15 protein-coding genes and 1 pseudogene are annotated in these 20,227 nt (G+C 67.9%); 11 read left to right on the top strand and 5 right to left on the bottom strand.

Features of this window, described 5'->3' with window-relative positions:
- The first annotated feature begins 100 nt into the window (after positions 1–100).
- Positions 101–943 (top strand): endonuclease I family protein, encoded by an 843-nt coding sequence (locus OG331_RS02860; protein ID WP_406191273.1) that lies wholly within the window; start codon positions 101–103, stop codon positions 941–943.
- Between the two features lie 427 nt (positions 944–1,370).
- Here OG331_RS02860 and OG331_RS02855 read toward each other — a convergent pair whose 3' ends face one another.
- Entirely contained in the window at positions 1,371–1,997 is a 627-nt protein-coding gene (locus OG331_RS02855) for a hypothetical protein (RefSeq protein WP_406191271.1), read from the bottom strand.
- Positions 1,998–2,487: 490 nt separating this feature from the next.
- Here OG331_RS02855 and OG331_RS02850 point away from each other — a divergent pair, with 490 nt between their 5' ends.
- The 9 genes from OG331_RS02850 (at position 2,488) to OG331_RS02810 (ending at position 16,182) form a co-directional block, all read left to right on the top strand.
- Positions 2,488–2,889: a hypothetical protein gene (locus OG331_RS02850; protein ID WP_406191269.1), complete on the top strand. Its 402-nt coding sequence runs from the start codon at positions 2,488–2,490 to the stop codon at positions 2,887–2,889.
- Complete coding sequence (locus OG331_RS02845; RefSeq protein WP_406191267.1) at positions 2,886–5,006, top strand: bifunctional polysaccharide deacetylase/glycosyltransferase family 2 protein; 2,121 nt, start codon at positions 2,886–2,888, stop codon at positions 5,004–5,006. Before OG331_RS02850 ends, OG331_RS02845 begins: the two co-directional genes overlap by 4 nt.
- Positions 5,007–5,086: 80 nt before the next feature.
- On the top strand, positions 5,087–6,421 hold the full coding sequence (locus OG331_RS02840; RefSeq protein WP_406191265.1) for an LCP family protein: 1,335 nt from the start codon (positions 5,087–5,089) through the stop codon (positions 6,419–6,421).
- A 760-nt stretch (positions 6,422–7,181) separates the two neighbouring features.
- Positions 7,182–7,367, top strand: coding sequence for a hypothetical protein (locus OG331_RS02835; protein WP_406191263.1), 186 nt, complete (start codon positions 7,182–7,184; stop codon positions 7,365–7,367).
- 478 nt (positions 7,368–7,845) lie between these two features.
- The gene (locus tag OG331_RS02830; protein WP_406191261.1) at positions 7,846–12,324 is read left to right on the top strand and encodes a putative Ig domain-containing protein; all 4,479 of its coding nucleotides are present in this window, start codon (positions 7,846–7,848) and stop codon (positions 12,322–12,324) included.
- A gap of 225 nt (positions 12,325–12,549) precedes the next feature.
- Entirely contained in the window at positions 12,550–12,738 is a 189-nt protein-coding gene (locus tag OG331_RS02825) for a hypothetical protein (protein ID WP_406191259.1), read from the top strand.
- Entirely contained in the window at positions 12,674–12,901 is a 228-nt protein-coding gene (locus OG331_RS02820; RefSeq protein ID WP_406191257.1) for a hypothetical protein, read from the top strand. The genes OG331_RS02825 and OG331_RS02820 overlap by 65 nt, the downstream gene beginning before the upstream one ends.
- 140 nt (positions 12,902–13,041) lie before the next feature.
- Positions 13,042–13,749 carry a transposase gene (locus tag OG331_RS02815; protein ID WP_406191255.1) on the top strand — a complete coding sequence of 236 codons (708 nt, stop codon included), beginning with the start codon at positions 13,042–13,044 and terminating at the stop codon, positions 13,747–13,749.
- 1,173 nt (positions 13,750–14,922) lie between these two features.
- Positions 14,923–16,182 (top strand): ABC transporter substrate-binding protein, encoded by a 1,260-nt coding sequence (locus tag OG331_RS02810; RefSeq protein WP_406191253.1) that lies wholly within the window; start codon positions 14,923–14,925, stop codon positions 16,180–16,182.
- 159 nt (positions 16,183–16,341) lie between these two features.
- Here the strand turns inward: OG331_RS02810 and OG331_RS02805 are convergent.
- From OG331_RS02805 to OG331_RS02790, 4 genes and pseudogenes are all read right to left on the bottom strand, one after another.
- Positions 16,342–16,732 (bottom strand): annotated as a pseudogene (locus tag OG331_RS02805) (transposase); the annotation flags it as partial.
- 444 nt (positions 16,733–17,176) lie between these two features.
- The gene (locus tag OG331_RS02800; RefSeq protein WP_406191251.1) at positions 17,177–17,605 is read right to left on the bottom strand and encodes a subtilase-type protease inhibitor; all 429 of its coding nucleotides are present in this window, start codon (positions 17,603–17,605) and stop codon (positions 17,177–17,179) included.
- A gap of 364 nt (positions 17,606–17,969) precedes the next feature.
- The gene (locus OG331_RS02795) at positions 17,970–18,170 is read right to left on the bottom strand and encodes a hypothetical protein (RefSeq protein WP_406191249.1); all 201 of its coding nucleotides are present in this window, start codon (positions 18,168–18,170) and stop codon (positions 17,970–17,972) included.
- A gap of 67 nt (positions 18,171–18,237) precedes the next feature.
- Positions 18,238–19,143, bottom strand: coding sequence for a Fic family protein (locus tag OG331_RS02790; RefSeq protein ID WP_406191247.1), 906 nt, complete (start codon positions 19,141–19,143; stop codon positions 18,238–18,240).
- Between the two features lie 250 nt (positions 19,144–19,393).
- On the opposite strand from OG331_RS02790, the gene OG331_RS02785 reads away from it, so the two are divergent.
- Positions 19,394–20,215: a transposase family protein gene (locus tag OG331_RS02785; RefSeq protein ID WP_406209652.1), complete on the top strand. Its 822-nt coding sequence runs from the start codon at positions 19,394–19,396 to the stop codon at positions 20,213–20,215.
- Positions 20,216–20,227: the final 12 nt, after the last annotated feature.

Genomic DNA, 20,227 nt, shown 5'->3' with positions numbered 1-20,227 from the left:
CGCCTGTTGGGCACCCGCCCCGCCGTCGGCCGGGCGGGACTGAAGCCGCAGCGATCCTGCGGCGGGCCCGCCCACGTAAGAGAGGACACCCCCCCACTTCATGTCCGCTCACCGTCTGCGCCACCCGTGGCGCCGCCCCGTCCTGGCCGCCGTAGCAGCGGCTGCCGTTGCCGCCCCGGCCGCAGCGTTCGCCACCGACAGCGCCCCGTTTGACGCTCGCGGAGCCGGTCGCCCGGCTGCCCCGGCGGACAGGCCCCAGGGCGACGCCTACTACAAGGACGCCGTCGGCAAGACCGGCGACGAACTCAAATCAGCACTGCACCCGATCATCAGCGAACAGACCAAGCTCTCCTACGACGAGGTATGGGATGCGCTGGAGACCACCGACGAGGACCCGGACAACCCGAACAACGTCATTCTGATCTACAGCGGCCGCTCCCAGGCCAAGGGCGCACACGGCTCGGGTGCCAACGACTGGAACCGCGAGCACGTATGGGCCAAGAGCCACGGCGACTTCGGCACCAGCACCGGACCGGGCACCGACATCCACCACCTGCGGCCGGAGGACTCCTCCGTCAACTCCACCCGCGGAAACCTCGACTTCGACAACGGCGGCGACCCCGTCGACCAAGCCCCCGGCAGCCGCTCCGACAGCGACTCCTTCGAACCCCGGGACGCCGTCAAGGGCGATGTCGCCCGCATGATCCTCTACATGGCCGTCCGCTACGACGGTACAGACAGCTTCCCGAACCTGGAGCCCAACGACCAGGTCGGCAACGGCAGTGCCCCGGCCATGGGCCGGCTGTCCGTGCTGAAGCAGTGGCATAAGGCCGACCCGCCCGACGCGTTCGAGAAGGCCCGCAACGACAAGATCTACGGCATACAGAAGAACCGGAACCCGTTCATAGACCACCCTGAATGGGTCACCGCGATCTGGAAGTAACGTATCTGCGGCCCACGGTGAGAAGGCGCGAGCGCTCACTGGTGGCGGGGAACTCCTCCCGGCGGGCGACGCGCCCGCCGGGAACCGACCATGCTGGTCCGCAGTCACCATGCATGACTGCGACCAGCCCCGGCCACCGTCGTGTACGGAGGCCAGTCCAGCCAGCCGCGCCCCGGGCCCTGTCCGTTACCCGGCTGTGGTGCAGGGGCCGGCCTCCCGTCGGACGACCGGGCCCCGGGTGCGGTGTGACTGCCCGTTGCGGTCAGCGCAGGTTCAGGCTGAAGAAGACACGGGGTTGCATGCACGAAAGCCGGAGGATGCCGTCGGCTGCTGCCACAGCAGCATGCAGGCCGTCGCTGGCGGGCGGTGCCCTGCCGGGCGCCCACCGTCGCGCGCCGATCGCCGATGCTCCCCGGGGCCCCTACTCCTACAGCCACCCGAGCAGGCCGAACGTCGCCAGGCATACCGCGTCGAAGGCGAAGAGGGCGGCGACGACCACGGCCTTGGTGCGCACGCGGGGCAGGTCGTGGACCAGAGCGACGACGACGAAGAACGGGGCATAGCCCAACAGCAGGATCAGGAGGGGGAAGTCGGCCTGCCACCAGGACCAGTCCCAGGTCAGCACGCCCATCCGATGCAGCAGGAGCTCCACACCCACACAGGCGAGCGAGTTCGCCAGCACGAACACTGGTCTGTTGGGCATCCCCAGGATGCGTGTCTGCTTCGGAGGGAGAAGCTTGGCAGCCACTACCCCCATGACCGCGAACATCAGGCAGATCTCGATGTTGAGCCCGACAAGGATCTGATACGCGCTCGGTCCGGTCGCTCCCCAGACCGGCGCCCGGCCGGTGAAGTGGAGCACGAGGGCATTCCAGGTTTCGTTGAACCAGTCCATGCCCCACAGCGCAAGGCCGGCAAAGAAGACGTTCCAGTTCCGGCGCTCTACCTCGGCGGCGTAGACATAGATGACCAGCAGCAGGAGGGCAATGACGTACCACTGAAACTGACTCGCGTCCCGCAGGTGTTCAAGCGCTGAGCGGGCGTGCTCGGTCATGCGGACCCCCTTCGGCCGGTGCGGGCACCGACATCGCTACCGACCGGCAACTATGTGGATCAAGCCCTGCCCCATCAAGGGGCAGACGCCTCAACTGCCCTTTTGTGCAACAAGCGGCCTGTTGCCGTGCCACCCGGGTGCCCGAGTAGGGTCGAGGGGCTGCATGTCGGCTGACGGCTGCACCCCGGGCCTGCCGGCCCTTGTGAGGGCGCATGCGTACGTGCCTTCCTGGCGCAACCCAGGACAGGCGCAGGGCATGTGCGTGTACGGGAACCCTTCGTGCCCGCCGGCACCGGGATGGGGCCTGGACGTCTCACGGGCAGCACAGCGGACCTCCGGGCCCGTACCCCCCACCCACAAAGAGTCGCGCGTGCGCGGCCTCAGATCAGGAGCATCAGTGCAGGGCATCCCCCACATAGCCAGCACTCCGCATGACGGGCGATTGCCGTCCATGCCCCCTGCACGCAGGGCGCAGCACCCAGGGCGGGACATGCCGCAGCGCATGCCGCACCGGGGGGCCGTGCCTCCCGTGACCCCGCAGGCACGGCGTCCCCAGGCCGCCGCCTCCCAACTGCCCGTCTTCATCGACGAGTCGGGCTGGCGCCGGCGGACGCTGCAAGGCGTGGCGCTGGTCTTGGGCTGCGCCTGCCTCGGGTACTTACTGTTCGTCGGCATGCTGATCAGCGGACTTAGGCAGCCCGTCGGCACACATCCGCCGAGTACTGGAGGGCGGGCGGCTTCCGGCCCGGACCGCGGCGAGGAGCTGCACGGTCGCGGCGCACCGGCCCGAGCCGAGGCCTCCCGGCCGCCGGGCAGTGTCCACGCGGACCGCGGCGACCATGACCCGCCGGCCGGTAGATCCGCCCCGTCGGCCGGAGGCCTTGAGCAGTGAGCCGGCACGCCGATGTCCGCCGCCCGCCGCGCGGACACTGGCTCGTCCTCCTGCTGGTCCTCCTGGTGGTCGCCGTCACCCTCCTCTTCGAGGGCTGGACGACCCACCAAGTCGACGCCGCGCGCGCCAAGCCGCCGTGCACCCAGCCCATCCCGCGCGAGGCGGACGACGGGAAGCCGCTGCTGCGGTTCGGTCCGACGGGGGTCGCCACCGCGGCCATGCCGCCGGGGACCGTCGCGCTCACCTTCGACGGCGGGCCCGACCCGGTGTGGACGCCGCGCCTGCTCGACCTTCTGCGCAGGCACCACGCGCGGGCGACCTTCTTCGTCTACGGGAAGGACGCGGCCCGGCACCCGAAGCTGATGCGGCGGATCCTGCGCGAGGGCCACGAGATCGGCTCGTACACCTACAGCGGCGGCGACCTCGGTGTCGCCTCGCCGCTGCGCGCGCGGCTGGAGCTGTCGCTCACCCAGAGCGCTCTCGCCGGTGCGGCCGGCATTCACACCACCTTGCTGCGGCTGCCGCACACCACGGCCGCGGACACGCTCTGCGGCGCCCAGTGGCCGGCCGCGCAGCGCGCGGCGGCGCAGGGGTACCTGGTGGTCGCCTCGGACCACAAGGCCCGCAAGCCGTGGCGGGGAGTGGTGACGCAGCACAGCCAGACCGACCTGGGCTACCACGAGGCCAAGGATCTTCTGCAAGACCGCCGGGTGAAACGGTTCACCACCGTCAGCGGCGGGCTGGAACGTCCCTCCTTCCTTGATGAGGTCACGGTCGCCCAGGAGCTCAAGGGCGAGGGCCTGATCTGGTCGCAGCGGCTCGGGCACGCCTTCCTCACCGTGATGGTGTGGACGCTGACCCTCACGGGCGCGCTCGGCGTCCTGCGGATGCTCCTGTTCGCGATGTTCGCCCGGATTCACGTGCGCAGGCTGCACCGGTACCGGCCCGGCACCCCACGGCTGCGCGAGGTGCGGGACCCGGTGACGGTCCTGGTGCCCGCGTACAACGAGGAGGCAGGCATCGCCTCCACCGTGTACTCGCTGCTCGCCTCCACCCACCCGCATGTGCAGATCATCGTGATCGACGACGGCTCGAGCGACGCCACCGCCGACATCGCCGAGGACATCGACGACCCGCGGGTGACGGTGATCCGGCAGCCCAACGGCGGCAAGCCCAGCGCCCTCAACACCGGCCTGGCACACGCCCGGCACGACATCGTCGTCATGGTCGACGCGGACACCATCTTCGAACCCGAGGCGCTGGCCCGGCTGGTCCAGCCGCTCGCCCATCCGGCGGTCGGCGCGGTCAGCGGCAACACCAAGGTCGGCAACCGGCGCCGCCTGCTGGGTAAATGGCAGCACCTGGAGTACGTCCTCGGCTTCAACCTCGACCGGCGGATGTTCGAGGTCCTGGAGTGCATGCCGACGGTGCCGGGGGCGATCGGCGCCTTCCGCAGGGACGCGCTGATGGGCGTCGGCGGCGTCAGCGACGAAACCCTGGCCGAGGACACCGACCTCACGATGGCGCTCTGGCGGGCCGGCTGGCGCGTCGTCTACGAGGAGTCGGCAGTTGCCTGGACCGAAGTGCCCAGCACCGTGCGGCAGTTGTGGCACCAGCGCTACCGCTGGTGCTACGGCACCCTCCAGTCGATGTGGAAGCACCGTCACGCGGTGACGGAGGTCGGCCCCGCCGGACGCTTCGGCCGTCGCGTGCTGCTCTACGTCACGCTGTTCCAGATCGTGCTGCCGCTGTGCGCACCGGTCGTGGACATGTTCGCCCTGTTCGGGGCACTGTTCCGGGACCCCGTGGAGGCCGCCCTCGTCTGGTTCGCCTTCCTCGCCGTGCAGTTGGTCACCGCCGCGTACGCGCTGCGGCTGGACCGCGAACGGCTGCGCGTGCTGTGGGTGCTGCCGCTCCAGCAGTTCGTCTACCGGCAGTTGATGTACCTGGTGGTCATCCACTCCGTGACCACGGCGCTGCTCGGCACCCGCCTGAAGTGGCACAGCATGCAGCGCACCGGAACCGCAGACCCGTATCTGCTCCAAGCGCCGCCCGCACACAGGCCCGCAGAGCCGCTCGACGAGCCGCCCCCGCGAGGGAGCCTGTCGCCGAAGTGATCCAGGGGCGGCAAGGGACGGACGGGAACCGGCGAGCGGCCGCGCGAGTCGGACCTGGAAGGTGACCAAGGGAGTTGACCATGACAGACCCGCTTGACCAGCGGGCCGGACGCACCATGCCCACGGGGGAGCACGGCTGGAACGGCGACGCCGGGAGCCGTCCCCTGCACCGGGAGCCGGTCCAGATGACGGGCGAACTGTGGCGCTCGGAACCGAGGTCTGGCCGGGAGCCGACACCCGGCCAGACCTCGGCTCCGTACGCCGGCCGGTGGCCGCACCTCGCCCCGGAGCCGTACGCCGATCTGGAACCGTACGCCGGCCAGGGCCCCTACGCGGCACCGGAAGCCTCCGCCGTGCGTGGGCGGTTCGCCCAACGCCCCAGCTCCCGCTACGGACCCCGGCGCGCCCACGCCCGGCAGCCGAAGAAACGCAGGAAACTGCGGCGGGCGATGCTCGCCCTGATAGCCGTTGCGGTCGTCGCGGCAGGCGGCACGTACGGCTGGGCCGACACACAGCTCCAGCGTGACGTCGACCTCGGCGCGTACGGGGACCGCCCGCCGCCCGGCGAGGGCACCAACTACCTCATCGTGGGCTCGGACAGCCGCGACGGGCTTTCCCTGGACGACGTGAAGAACCTGCACGCCGGCGGAGGCGGCGGGCGGCGCACCGACTCGATGATGCTGCTGCACACGGGGGCCCACGGCACCAGCCTGGTCAGCCTGCCGCGCGACTCCTGGATCACCGTGCCCGGCCGCCTCGACACCACGACGGGCAAGACCAAGCAGCCCGAGGGAGACAAACTGAACGCCGCATTCTCCTACGGCGGCCCCGAACTGCTGGTGCACACCGTCGAGAAGAACACCAAGCTGCGCATCGACCACTATGCGGAGATCGGCTTCGCCGGATTCGTGAACATCGTCAACGCAATCGGCGGCGTTCGGATGTGCCTGGACCGGGACATCAAGGACAAGAAGTCAGGCGCCGACCTGCGCAAGGGCTGTCACACCCTGAACGGCAAGCAGGCGCTCGCCTTCGTCCGCCAGCGGCACCAGGAGAAGGAGGGCGATCTGGGCCGGTCAAGGAACCAGCAGAAGTTCCTGTCGACCCTCGCCCACCAGGCCGCCCGGCCCGGCACCCTCTTCGACCCGCGGGAAGTCGGTCCGGCCATACAGGCCGGGCTCGATACGCTCATCGTCGACAAGGACATGAGCCTGCGCGATCTCAGCAGGATGTTCCGCGCCGTGCAGAGCGTTTCGGGCGGACACGGCAAGCAGATCAACGTGCCGGTGTCCGGCTTCGGCGTCCCCACGCCAAAGGGCAACGTACTGAAGTGGGACGCCAAGAAGTCGGCCGAACTCTTCGACGATCTGCGCCACGACCGACCGGTGAAGGCGACGGGGAAGACGTCCCGATAGCAGGACGACTCGCGCGCCATCAGCCCGCAAAAATCGGTCGAGGTCCGGGCTGCTGACCGCAGCCCGCAGTTCGGAGAAGACAAGGCCGACAGGAGACGCGACTCCTGCTGCGGATCTCCCCGCCGACCGTCTCGTACGTCTCTACCACGAATCCGAGGTGGGGCGCGGCGATCAAATTGGGAGCCGTCCGCAGCTTTGCGAGAGAAACGGGGGCTCACGATGCCCACGGAGAAGGATCGGGCCCGAACTGGCGGGAGCAAGAGAGCGCCTACTACACCTTACGGCACACCATCCTGCACGGACGTGTCCTGCGCTCGCACGACCCGGTCGGCGTCGAGCAGGAGATTGTGGGCCCTGCTCACCCCTTCTCCCGGCTCCTGCGCCGCACCATGGTCGAGGCGGCGGAGCCCGTGCCGGGCACCGCCGGCCGCTCCCGGCTTCACCCTCGCCCTCCAAACCACACGTGACCTGCTGGGTATGTGCGCAAGGACTCTTCGAGTAGGGCATCGGGGAGATCGGCCGCCGAGTCCTGTCGGCCCTTGCGCCTGCACGGCGGAGACCCGCGTCAGCACCCGCAAAGTGAAGTCACCCGTCTCCCGCTACGCGGAAAGGAAACCTGACGGCCGCCCCGACGGCAGCCAGGGCGTGACCTCGACGACGATCACTCTCCTGCCGCCCCCCGTCGCCGGAGCCCGCGCTGCCCGCGCTGCCCGCGACGACCGTCCGGGAGAACACCGGCAACGGCAGGACCGGCAGCCGCATGGCACGAGTCCTGGCCATCCTGCCGGCAGACCCCGAACGCCAGTGGCGCTCAAGGGAGATCGCCGCACTCCTCGACGACATCACCTTCGTCGCCGCCTATCGGCAACTCGCTCGCCGCCGGGAGAGGAATCGTCCGCATGGGCCGCTCCACAGCCAACACCCAGATGGCGAAACCATGGCGTGACCTGCGGAAACGCTAACCACCCGGCCTTGGGGAAACGTCACCCCCCGGTCACCCGAGCCGTAACCACTCACGCCCGGGCGAGTGGGCGGGCAGCAAGTGTGCCTGGCGTGTGGGCCGGGAGGGCAGATGCAGGGGGAGGGCGGTAGGGAATTCTGGGGGCCCGGAGTGATCGAGCATCGCCTGGGGAGTTCCGTTGCACGAGCGCGGTCCTGCGGCATGGCCAGTCAGGTCAATTTGCAAGAAAGTTTGGCTGACAATGATGAAAACCGGCTGGACATCCAGAGAAGGCCGTGGGGCGTCGCAGCGCCGTGGGGTTTCGGCCGCACGCACTGGCGTGATGTGTCCTGGGTCTTCCTCTCCGGACAGGGCGCCGGGCCGGTCTCGCGGTCCTCAGCTCCGACCCCCGCCCGTCCCCGCGGGGCCGGGAAGGCTTCTTGCTCTGTTCCTGGCCGTTGTCCTGTCCGTGTCCGGCTTGGTCGTGGGCGCAGCCCCCGTCGCCTCGGCTGCACCGGCCAGCCCTGTCGTCGCCTGGGGCCTCAACGACAAGGGGCAGACGGATGTGCTGGCGGGGCTGAGCGATGCCACGACCATCGCGGCCGGCGTGCACCACAGTTTGGCGTTGAAGGCGGATGGCACCGTCGTCGCTTGGGGCTGGAACGACCAGGGGCAGTCGGCTGTGCCGGCCGACCTGAAGAATGCCGCGACTGCGAAGGTCACCGCCATCGCCGCCGGCTACGACCACAGTTTGGCGTTGAAGGCGGATGGCACCGTCGTCGCCTGGGGCTACGACAATCACGGGCAGTGGGCCGTGCCGGCCGACCTGAAGAATGCCGCGACTGCGAAGGTCACCGCCATCGCCGCCGGCGTAGAGCACAGTTTGGCGTTGAAGGCGGACGGCACCGTCGTCGCCTGGGGCGATGGCAGCGATGTGCCGGCCGACCTCAAGGACGCCGGCACCGCAAAGGTCATCGCCATTGCCGCCGGCGTGCACCACAGTTTGGCGTTGAAGGCGGATGGCACCGTCGTCGCCTGGGGCGACAACGGTAGCGGGCAGTCGGCTGTGCCGGATGGCCTGAAGAATGCCGCGACTGCGAAGGTCACCGCCATCGCCGCCGGCCTTGACCACAGTTTGGCGTTGAAGGCGGATGGCACCGTCGTCCCCTGGGGGAACGACAATGACGGGCAGTGGGCCGTGCCGGCCGACCTGAAGAATGCCGCGACTGCGAAGGTCACCGCCATCGCCGCCGGCGCACAGCACAGTTTGGCGTTGAAGTCGGACGGCACCGTCGTCGCCTGGGGGAACGACGTCTATGGGCGGACGGCTGTGCCAGAGCGGTTGAGTGGGGTCACGGCCATCGCCGCCGGCGGCGGACACAGCCTGGCGCTGAAAGCCAGCACGAAGGTCGCCGCCTGGGGCAGCAACAGCGCCGGGCAGGCGACCGTGCCGGAGGAAGCCGCGAGCGGGGTCACCGCCATCGCCGCCGGCAGCACCCACAGTTTGGCGTTGAAGGCGGATGGCACCGTCGCCGCCTGGGGCTACGACAATGACGGGCAGTGGGCCATGCCAGCAGGGCTGAGCAGGGTCACCGCCATCGCCGCCAGCATCAACCACAGTCTGGCGTTGAAGTCGGACGGCACCGTCGTCGCGTGGGGTGACAACATTGGCCATCAGGCGGATGTGCCTGGGGGACTGAGTGGGGCCACCGCCATCGCCGCTGGTCTCTACATCAGTATGGCGTTGAAGGTGGACGGCACCATCGCCAGTTGGGGCGCCAACGGCGCCCAGGATGAGGTCCCGGAGGAAGCCGCAAGTGGGGTCGTCGCTATCGCCGCCGGCACAAAGCACAGTTTGGCGTTGAAGGCGGATGGCACCGTCGTCGCCTGGGGCGACAACGGTAGCGGGCAGTCGGATGTGCCGGATGGCCTGAAGAATGCCGCGACTGCGAAGGTCACAGCCATCGCCGCCGGCCGTTTCCTCAGTGTGGCGTTGAAGGCGGATGGCACCGTCGTCACCTGGGGCGACAACGACAGTGTCCCAGAGGGGCTGAGCGGGGTCACCGCCATCGCCGCCGGCGAGAACCAAATTCTGGCGTTGAGGGCGGATGGCACCGTCGTCCCCTGGGGCGACAACGACAGTGTCCCAGAGGGGCTGAGCAGGGTCACGGCTCTGGCCGCCTCCAGCCATAATCTGGTGCTCGTGGCGGGGCCGCTGGCGGTGTCGTTTCCGGATTCGCTGCCCGATGCAGTGGTGGGGCAGGACTACCCTGCCACCGAAGTGGCTTCCCCTGGAGGGGGCAGCCCTGACTACACGTACAGGGTCACCAAGGGCAGTCTGCCGGAAGGGCTGTCCCTGAACGAGAGCACCGGGAAGCTCACCGGCATGCCCCCCACCGTGGGTAACGGCCCCTTCACCTTCACCATTACGGTCACCGACTCCGGCTCCGGCACCCTGAAGGATTCCGAAAGCAAGGAGTTCACGCTCCAGGTTTTTGCGAAAATCAAGATCACCAGCGGGAGGGATCTCCCTGCGGGCACGGTGAACAGCCCTTACGCAGACGGGAGCGGAGTCACTCTTGCCGCCGCGGGCGGGAGCGGGTCTTACAAGTACAGCGTCCCCCCGGGCAGTCTGCCGGCGGGGCTGTCCCTGAGCGAGGCAGGGGAGTTGACCGGCACGCCCACCGCCGCCACTGCCGCGGGTGGTAGCACTTTCACCATTACAGTCACGGACTCCGGCCTCGGCGCCCCGCAGCAGTCCGCAAGCAAGGAGTTCAGCCTTACTGTGAACAAGGCCGTCACGACGACGAAGGTCTTGCCCATAGACAGTCCGGTGCTGCCCGGAGCCGATGTGACACTCGTTGCCGAGGTGTCTGGCTACAATCCCGGCGAGAGTGTCACCTTCTTCGACCTCTTCGACGGCGAGACCACCGCCCTGGGCACGGCCGATGTGAACGATGAGGGCCGGGCCTCCCTGACCTGGTCCGCCGGCAGCCCTGGCGAACACTCCATCACCGCCACATACGGCGGCGACCCCAACAACCTGGAAAGCCCCGCCGAGGCCGTAACACTCCAAGTCCTGAAGCAACTCGCGATCACCAGCGGGAGGGATCTCCCTGCGGGCACGGTGAACAGCCCTTACGCAGACGGGAACGGAGTCACCCTTGCCGCCGCGGGCGGGAGCGGGCCTTACAAGTACAGCGTCCCCCCGGGCAGTCTGCCGGCGGGGCTGTCCCTGAGCGAGGCAGGGGAGTTGACCGGCACGCCCACCGCCGCCACTGCCGCGGGTGGCAGCACTTTCACCATTACAGTCACGGACTCCGGCTCCGGCGCCCTGCAGCAGTCCGCAAGCAAGGAGTTCAGCCTTACTGTGAACAAGGCCGTCACGACGACGAAGGTCTTGCCCATAGACAGTCCGGTGCTGCCCGGAGCCGATGTGACACTCGTTGCCGAGGTGTCTGGCTACAATCCCGGCGAGAGTGTCACCTTCTTCGACCTCTTCGACGGCGAGACCACCGCCCTGGGCACGGCCGATGTGAACGACGAGGGCCAGGCCTCCCTGACCTGGTCCGCCGGCAGCCCTGGCGAACACTCCATCACCGCCACATACGGCGGCGACCCCAACAACCTGGAAAGCAGCACCGCCGAGGCCGTAACACTCCAGGTCGTAGCGCCGATCCCGCTCACGGTCGTCACCACCTCGGTCGACGCCGTCGCCGGCCAGCCGTTCACCGCGATGCTGGAGGCTTCCGGCGGCACCCCCGACTACCACTGGGAGATTGTCGAGCCCAGCGAGAGTGCCACGCCCGAGGTTGTTGGTGCCCAGGCGGCGACCTGGGCAGCAGTGGCTGACGATGGCACGATCTCGGGTACGCCTCCCGCGGGCACGGAGCCCGGCTCCTACACGGTCAGCGTGCAGGCAACCGACAGCGCTGTACCCAGCCAGCAGATTACCGCCGACATTGCTATAGACGTCCACGAGCCCGGCACGGTCTTCGTCTCCACGAACAATCTCGATCCGGCCGTCGTCGGTGTTGCGTACAAGCAGACTCTCACCGCCGAGGGCGGTACCGCCCCCTACACGTGGGCGGTCGAGGGTGACCTGCCCGCCGGTCTGAACCTCGACCCCGAGACCGGCATCATCAGCGGAACCCCCGAGAAGGCGGGGGATGCCACCTTCACGGTGACCGCCACCGATGGCTCCGAGCCCGCCCTCAGTGGCAGCGCCGGGCTGGGTATTACCGTCACCGATGCCCCGCCTCAACCCAGCATCACCACTACCACTCTCACCGGCGCCACCACGGGCACCGCCTATCAGCAGACTCTCACTGCCAAGGGCGGTACTCCCCCCTACACCTGGGAGATCACCACAGGTGCACTCCCCGACGGACTGTCCCTGGACACCGGTAGCGGCAACATCACCGGCACCCCCACCACCGCGGGAACCACCGACTTCACCGCAACAGTCACCGACTCCGCCGGACAGACCGACACCCACGACTACACCCTCACCACCAGCACCCCGACCACCAGCACCCCGACCACCAGCGAAAGCCCCACACCCAGCCCCTCCACCTCCGACTCCGCACAAGTCAGTGAAATACCCAAAGGCGCACCCAACACAGGACTCGGGGCGAACAGCTCGGGCTCACTTCCGGCAATAGCAGCGTTGGACGGTTACCACGTGACACTCCCGAAGAGCCCCGCGATCGCTGATCTGAGCGGCGGACGCCAGCACGTCACGGCTGCCGACTGGCAACGCGGACTCACAAGCCCGTGGCCAGCACAGTCCTCATCACCATCAGCGCCGCGCCCACTCGACTCCGAGTCCGGCGAGTGCGGTGAGCTGTGCTCGGGCGAGGCGTTCGCGGCGTTGTCTATGGTTGGCGATCCACACCCCAGTCCGGTGTTCGGTGCCGTCGGGCAGCCGCTCCACACGCCACTCCTTCGCACCGCTGGTTGACGGTGCCCTCAACTCCCGCGCGCAGGGCGTACTTCGTCTGCCACGTCTGTGTCTTCTCCTCGGCCGTGTCCCCGAGTTCATCAGTTGACGGGCACATGAGCCGTTCCGAGGCGGTGTCGTAACAAGTCAGCGCGGCACGGCCCGCTGGGAAGCCGTGGAAGCGCGGGCACACGATATTTTGCTCTGGTCCAGCCGTGGACTGCTTGTCTGTGTAAGTGTGCGGGCGTGTACTTGCGGAAGACCCGCCGCCGGAACAAGGACGCCAGCGTCGTGCGGTACGTCCAACTCGCCAACAACCGGCGGATGGACGGGCAGACGCAGGCCGAGGTACTGGTCAACCTGGGCCGCCATGACCGCCTCGACCTGGACGCTCTGCGTCGGCTGGTCGCCTCGATCGAACCGCTACCTCGGTGAGGACGACGATGTCGCGGCGCCGCTGGGCGCCGAGGCCGGCCCGCTGCAGGTGGAGTCCTCCCGTCCGATCGGCGCGGTCTGGGTGCTGGATCAGCTGTGGAAGCTGCTCGGCATTGATACCGCGCTCGCCCCAGGCGCTGGATGGACGCCGATTCCGCACTGACGTCGAGCGATGCTGTTCACTCCGGTCGCTAACCGCGCGATCACTCCGGGCTCGAAACTCGCCGCCGGCGAAAGGGCCGGCCGCGACGTCGCCACACGGGCCTGCCCGAACTCGACGGCAACAACCAGGCCCTGCGCGCGATGGACCTGCCCATCGAGGGCGACGCGCAAGGCGCCGTGCAGGAAGCGGTGTTCTTCGCCGCCGCCCACCTGCTCAACCCCGAAGTCGACTTGATCTTCTCCGACACCACCAGCACCTGTTCGAGCGCGACCGCGAGGACGCAGAGGCGGGTGATGAGGCGCTTCGCCGGTCCGGGGCACTCCAAGGACCACCGCAAGGACCTGCCGCAGATCGACATCGAGTTCACGGTCACCCGCGAGAGCATCCGGGTCCGCTGCTGGGTCTGGCCCGGCAACACCTCCGACACCACCGTGATCGGGCAGGGCAAGGACGATCTGCTGTCCTGGCGGCTGGGCCGCGTGGTGACCGTCGCCGACTCCGGATACTCCTCCGAGGCCAACCTGGCCTACCTCACCCGCGCCGGCGGCCACTACATCACCGGCCTGAAGATACGCGAGACCAGCAAGAAGGCGGCCGCCGCCCTGGCCCGGCAGGGCCGCTACCAGGAGCTGCGCGACAACCTGCGGGTCAAGGAGGTCCAACTCGACGACGACCCCGGCCGCCGCTGGATCATCTACCACAACCCCGTCGAGGCCGCCCGCGAACAAGCCCGCCGCGATGAACAACTCAGCGTGATAGTCGATGAGTTGGAGAGGATTCCTCAGGCCCGGTCCTCGGATGCGAAGAAGGCCAGGACAAGGCGGCCAAGGCCGCCAAGCGCGCCGTGAAGCCGAACGACGCCGTCCACCGCAAGGCCGAGTGCACACTGCGTGACCATCCCACCCTGAGGCGATGGCTCACGCAGCCCCCGGCCACCGGGCGGCTGTCCGCCGACCGGTCCCAGGTCGCAGCCGAGGCCAGGCGCGACGCCAAGTACCTACTAGCCACCTCCGACCCGGACCTGCCCGCCGAGGACGCCGCACCTGGGTACAAGAACGTGCTGGAACGGAGCGTTCCCTTGCACGATGAAGTCCACGCTCTACCTGCGGCCTGTCTACCACCGCCTGGACGAGCGGATACGCGCCCACGCGCTGCTGTGCCGGCCGGCCCCTGCTGCCGATCCGCGTCGCCGAACGCCGCGCCCGTACCACCTGGCACACCATCAGGAACGAAATCGGCCGCATCCACCAGGCCACCCTCGCCGGGCCCCGCCGGCCGCCTGCAGCAGACCACCCGCATCACCGACGCCCAGGCGAAACTCTTCAAGGACTGCGGCGTGCCGCCTCCACCAAAGATGAGCGGCGTCCAGACCTCCGAATTGCCCCTGAGCTGGGAAAACAGCCGCCGGAGCCGTGGACACACGCCTCCGGCAACTCCGCATGCCATTCTCCCAGGTCACCCCGCGAATCCGCCGATCACGTGTGCCTGCCTCTGATGAAGCCGGGAGCCGGGAGTGCAAAGAATCGAACGAGCGATGCCAGGCCCGGACCCGCAGCACTGTCTCGCGTTGCGGCGTGCCAGGCAGCAGACCGTCACCCGCCTTCGGCATGAGGAGATTGACGAAGCTGTTCTGGAGCCGGTGAGGACCGTCCATCGGCGGGATGGGGCTGACTGGGCACGCCGGTCAGCCCTGGCAGATCGTTCCGAAGCGTTCGCCGCCTCCTTTGCCGAGCCTGCCACCTCGGAAGGCCGCGCCACTGAGCCTTTTCAACTCGGAACTTCGAGGAGGAAGGAAGCCGCCGCCGACCTGGGCAAATCGGTCAGGCATGTCACCCGATTGGTGGCCGCTCTGAAGAGGCTCACTGAGGCAGTCGATGCAGGCGCCGGAACGCTTGGTGGCGACCGCGGGTTGAGCGAAGCCGCGTCCCACGCTGTGGAAGCCGCCCGAACCAGACGGACATGCTGACGAATCTATCCAGGGCTAGACTGACAGACGCACCGGCAAGGGGGTCTTGACCTTCATGAACAGACGTCGGAGAGTGTCCGCGGTGCTGGTCGCGTTCGCTCTGACCGTGGCGGGGTGCAGCGCCGGCGCCGGCGAACGGCCGACCCCCGGCGTGACCGCCGCCACCATCACCATCGGCAGTCACGCTGACTTGACCGGCGTGAGTTCCCCTGGACTTAAAGAGATCCCGCCTGCGGCCAAGGCTTACTTCGACTACGTCAACGATCACGGCGGGGTCTACGGACGCAAGATCATCTACGACTACCGGGACGACAATTACAGACCCGCCAACGCCCTCACGGTGGTGCAGCAGCTCGTCGAGCAGAACAAGGTCTTTGCCATCTTCAATGGTGCCGGCACCGCTCCCCACCAGGCCGTCGCCGGCTACCTCAACGCCCAGAAAGTCCCCGACCTCTTCCCGAGTACGGGCTGGTCCGGCTGGAACGACCCCGCCAAGCTCCCATATACCTTCGCCTGGGCGCTCTCCTACCGCGCCGAAGCCAAGATCCTCGCGACGTACGTCGAAAAGACGTTCCCCGGGAAGAAGATCGCCTACTTCTACCAGGGCACAGCCTCCGGCAAGGACTTTGTCGCGGGCCTGGACACGGTCATTCCAGCCTCCCAGGTCGTCGCGCGCGAGGCAGCCCAGCCCACCTACGACGGCATCAACGCCCAGGTAAGAGCCATCGCCCAAGCCAAGGCCGACGTGATCATCGGGGCCATCGTCCCGGCCTACTGGGCCCTGCTGCGTAGGGCCCAGGAGCAGATCGGCAACACTGCCCAGTTGGTCATCAACTCCAACGCCTCCGACCCCACGAATCTCTCCCGCTTGATGGGGCCCGCACTGATGCAGGGCATCATCACTGACGTCTACCTGCCGCAGGTCACCGACACCTCCAACAGCTGGGTGGCCCTGGCGAAGAGGATCCACGACCGCTACCTGCCGAACGCCCCCTTCGGCCAGAACTTCCTGTACGGCGTGGCCAACGCCTACTCCTTCGTGGAAGCTCTGCAGCGTGCCGGGAAGAACCTGACCCGCCAGTCACTTGTCACCGCATTGGAACAAGGCGGCCCCGTCCCCGGCTTCGGGCTGGTCCCCCTGGACTACAGCCGCACCTCGCACGCCGGCTACAGCGGCGCCCAGATCGGTGTCATCAAAGGAAACACCATCGCCCTCGAGGGCCGACCGATGACCACCGACGACGGCAACGGGCCCGTCGTCCCCTACACCGCACCACAGCCCCCAGCCCCCGCCGACGGAATCCCCGCACCCTAGATGAATGAGTCCAAGGGATTGTTATTGCGGTCAGTAGTCGTAAGCGATCAGTGATCGCTTCACTGACTGGTCGGCCTGGTCGTTGCGCCAGATCGCCGCAGGTAGCGGGTCTGTCAAACGACGGCCCTGTCTCAGTTTCGGTGATAACGGAGAGTGCCGTTATCCGGGGAGGATGCGGTGGCGGAGGAGGGTGAGGCCTGCTCGTCCGTGCAGTTGGCGGGCGATCCGCTTGGTCTTGGTGTTGACTCCCTCGGTGGGGGCCGCTGCTGTACGGAAGCGGGAGCGCGGCGTTCACGCCATCGCAGTCTCCTCCACGCCTCGGGTGACGGCATACAGGTGGGGCAGGTCCACTGCGCGGACCTGGGGCATCCAGGCCGAGAGCACGTCCTGCACTTCCTGCGCGAGGCCTCAGGAGCCGGGCGAGGCCACCGATACCGACGGCCAGTTGGGGCACCTCAGGGCAAGCGGCGGTGAGCTTGGTCAAGAGGTCGTGATATTCGGTCGTGAGGGTGTCGGGTCTGGTGAGGAGCATCCGGGCGAGCGGCGCGGGGACGCCCCGGCCCTGGCACGTCCTGATGCATCCTCAGACGACCACGCCTCCGGCAACATGACAGCACCAACAGAAGGGCTTGGCTCCTCCCGGAACAGGGAGGAGCCAAGCCCTTGCATCGCTGACTGAGGGGGCGGGACCATCAGCGACGAGGATGGTGCGCCGCCACCGAAGGCGGAGCCATCCCGGATTGCTGGGACGTACGTGCTGCGTTGCGGGTCCACCCACGTTTGTTGCCCGCGGACAACAAACGTGTCTGCACCCCAAACTCCGTAACGCCTTAGGGATCTTGGGGCATCCGCCCTGGCTCTCGCAATCTCGCGCAAGTCCTGGCTGATGACACCCCTCAGGGCGCCGCGCTCGGACGCGCTGTCAGGCGACGAGGGCACCGGCCCCGGCTGCGGGGCTCTTCAGGTGCGCAGGGAAACTACACGTCCCGGTCCGTCAGAACCCGAAGACGCTCGTTGCAGAGGCCGTCTTCACGCACTCATTGGCAAAGGTGTGTTCGTAGGAGACGCGCTTGCCCTGCCAGACGCCCTGGGCGGTGACCACGACGGGCTTCCAGATCTTGGCGCACAGCACGTCGTTCCCAGCTGTCAGGGCAGCGAAGTCACCGCTGACACCACGCAGTTCAGCGCACGCCTCGGCAACGGCAGGATGGGTGCCGGTGGGCGTCGTGGCACAGTCGAGGGTGACGGCACGTTCCGGGGTGGCACTGGCAAGACTGTCTCCGTGACCCACAGTCAGGACCAGGGCAGACGGGGCGACGAGCGAGGCGGGGGCCGCCGGAGCGGCGAGGGCGGCCCCAGAGAGGGGTGCGCAGGTGGCGACGGTCAGGCCGAGGATTGCCGACCAGCGAGCGGTGTTCCGCATTGTGTGCTTCTTTCCGTGTGATTCAAGGACGCCGCCCGGTCAGATCGTGACTGGGTCGGCGGGCGAAAGTCTGCCGATGCCGCCGCGGAATCTCACATCGATGCCACCGGTTCCAGAAAGCCTTGTGTGTCGAATCTTTGGCCTGAACTGTCAGATTCCGAATGATCCAACAACAAACCGCCTGTTCTCCAGACGTAAGATCACTTCATCTGGCTAGATTCCCCATGCTCCTCAATTGGCCTAAACCTTCCGATCCCACCCACAGGTGCTGTCACGTTGTCGGTGGCGTGATCGGGTGATGATGGGTCAGGACGTGGCGAGGCCGCGAGTGATCCGTGGTTCAGACACCCCATGTCGTTTGAGGTCACGCGGCGTGGGGGTGAGCGTGGTGTGACCAGGCGATCGCTTCATCGTTGTGGGCGCGGGTCTTGAGGCATCCGTGGAGGATGCCGACGAGCCGGTTGCCGGCCTGGCGGAGGGCGGGGTCCTCACGGTCTCGTTGCTTGTCGTAGTAGCGGCGGGCGCCGGGGGAGACGCGCAGGGCGGCGAACGCTTGGTTCTGCAAGGCGTCGGCCAGGCGGTTGTCGCGGATGAAGCGGGACTGGACGGTGGGGCTGTCAGCGAGACGCCTTTCAGCGGATGTACGGATCGGTCAGCGGCAGCGGCGTCCGAGCCGCTTCCAGAGCTGACTCGGGAAAGGCGGGGCCGGCGGTGTAGAAGCGGGCACGGGTACGGCCGATTGGTGTCAGAACGTCAACCGCGCCTAGGTCCCGCAGGTCGCGTTGGGCCCGCTGCAGGCTCAGGTCCTCCGCTCGTTCGTAGCGTGTACGACGCACCCTCCCGGACATCGCCACGTCATGCAGAGCGGAAACCACCCTCTCCTCTAGCCCCCGGGCCTCTGCGAACTCACCGAGCAGAAGCCACACCCGACTCGAACGGTCCAGGCGGCTGCGTACGGTCTGCGCCTGCTGGTGGTATGCGGTGAGGTTGAAACGGACCCATTCGGAGACGTCCTGGTCGGGGCGGTAGGTGGCTCCTCGACGCTGCAGCTCGCGGTAGTACTCCCAGGTGTTACCGGGGCGCCCCAGCCATGCCTCGATCGAGGAGAACTCGGGGGCCAGTTCTCCCTCTCGCGCGATCATGAGTGTTTGGAGGGACCGGGACATGCGGCCGTTTCCATCCGCCCACGGGTGGATGGAAACGAGGTGCAGATGCGCCATGGCAGCCCGCACTAGCGGGTGGCTGCCGTCGTCCGTGTTCAGCCACTCGACAAGTTCACCCGTCAACGCAGGCACATCAGCCGCGTCCGGCGCCGTGTACGCCGCGATACTGGGGTCGCGGGCATTCGTCACGTACACGGCTCCGCGTCGCCACTGCCCCGCCGGCTGCTGCGGGGTGTTGCGGTGCCCCTGCAGCATCCAGTGGAGCGCATTGAGAAACCCCTTGCCGTAACGGAAGTCCGGGACATCGTGCAGCGTCTGGATGTACGTCATCATCCGCTGGTAGGCAAGCGTCTCCTCACGGTCCTCCTCGGACACATCGACATCCCGCTCGCCCTCTAGAAGATCCTCGACGTCGACCTATGTGAATGCTTACTGAGGTTTTCTCAACGAAATGATCTCGCCGTCGCCGTCGCCGTCGCCGTCGCCGTCGCCGTCGCCGTCGCCGTCGCCGTCGCCGTCGCCGTCGCCGTCGCCGTGGCGTGAGGGCGGCTGCGAACAGGCGTGAAGCCCCTGGTAGGACAGGTCTCACCACAAGATCTTGTCCGTGACTTCCAGAGGCTTCACGTTGGTTTCCTATGCTGCCATGCTCGATGTCCCGCGCCACGTCGTGGAGTTCCTCGCCCGCTTGCCGGCCGGTCACCGCCGCCGGATCGGCACGCCGAAAAGCTCGCGGGCACTGGGACCGTTCCGCCAGGCGGTACTGGTCTTGCGCTGGTTCCGCGAGGGGTCGTGCGTGCACTGCCTGGCGCGCGATGCGGGCATCTCGCAGGCCACCGGTTACCGCTACCTGCACGAAGGAGTGGACGTCCTGGCCGGGCAGGCCCCGGATCTGCATCGAGTTCTCGCCGAGTGCCGGCAGCAGGGCATGAACCACTTGATCCTGGACGGCACGCTGATTGAGTCCGACCGCGTCGCCGGTGTCCACCTGAACGCCGCGGGCAAGGAAGTGGACACCTGGTACTCCGCGAAGCACAAGGCATTCGGGGCGAACGTGCAGTTCGTGTCCGCTCCGGACGGCACTCCGTTATGGGTGTCGGATGGGGAGCCCGGTTCGGTACCGGACATCACTGCTGCCCGCTCGCATTGCCTGCCCGCCCTGTACAAGGCGGCCGCCGACGGCCTTCCCACCCTCGCTGACGCCGGCTACCAGGGCGCCGGCATCGGCATCCACCACCCGTTCAAGAAGCCTCGTGGCAGCTCCCACCTGCGGATTCATCCCGACACTCGCACTCGCAACGCCCTCCTGCGTAGCGTGCGCGCGTTGGGCGAACGAGCCGCGGCCGAGCTCAAAGAACGATGGCGCACGCTCAAGCGCATCACGCTCAGCCCCGGTCGGATCGGCGCAATCGCCAAGGCCGCCCTCGTCCTCAACAACGCATGGCGATGAGTTTCGTTGAGA

This window comes from Streptomyces sp. NBC_01017, assembly GCF_045162795.1.
Taxonomy (GTDB): domain Bacteria; phylum Actinomycetota; class Actinomycetes; order Streptomycetales; family Streptomycetaceae; genus Streptomyces; species Streptomyces machairae.
Note: the sequence above shows the minus strand (reverse complement) of the source record. Positions and strands in the feature narration are given on the sequence as shown.

Excerpts from the sequence above, each read along its gene's own strand:
- OG331_RS02860 (WP_406191273.1), top strand. The coding sequence starts at position 101 with ATGTCCGCTCACCGTCTGCGCCACCCGTGGCGCCGCCCCGTCCTGGCC.
- OG331_RS02855 (WP_406191271.1), bottom strand. The coding sequence starts at position 1,997 with ATGACCGAGCACGCCCGCTCAGCGCTTGAACACCTGCGGGACGCGAGT.
- OG331_RS02850 (WP_406191269.1), top strand. The coding sequence starts at position 2,488 with ATGCCGCAGCGCATGCCGCACCGGGGGGCCGTGCCTCCCGTGACCCCG.
- OG331_RS02840 (WP_406191265.1), top strand. The coding sequence starts at position 5,087 with ATGACAGACCCGCTTGACCAGCGGGCCGGACGCACCATGCCCACGGGG.
- OG331_RS02835 (WP_406191263.1), top strand. The coding sequence starts at position 7,182 with ATGGCACGAGTCCTGGCCATCCTGCCGGCAGACCCCGAACGCCAGTGG.
- OG331_RS02820 (WP_406191257.1), top strand. The coding sequence starts at position 12,674 with ATGACCGCCTCGACCTGGACGCTCTGCGTCGGCTGGTCGCCTCGATCG.
- OG331_RS02815 (WP_406191255.1), top strand. The coding sequence starts at position 13,042 with ATGGACCTGCCCATCGAGGGCGACGCGCAAGGCGCCGTGCAGGAAGCG.
- OG331_RS02810 (WP_406191253.1), top strand. The coding sequence starts at position 14,923 with ATGAACAGACGTCGGAGAGTGTCCGCGGTGCTGGTCGCGTTCGCTCTG.
- OG331_RS02800 (WP_406191251.1), bottom strand. The coding sequence starts at position 17,605 with ATGCGGAACACCGCTCGCTGGTCGGCAATCCTCGGCCTGACCGTCGCC.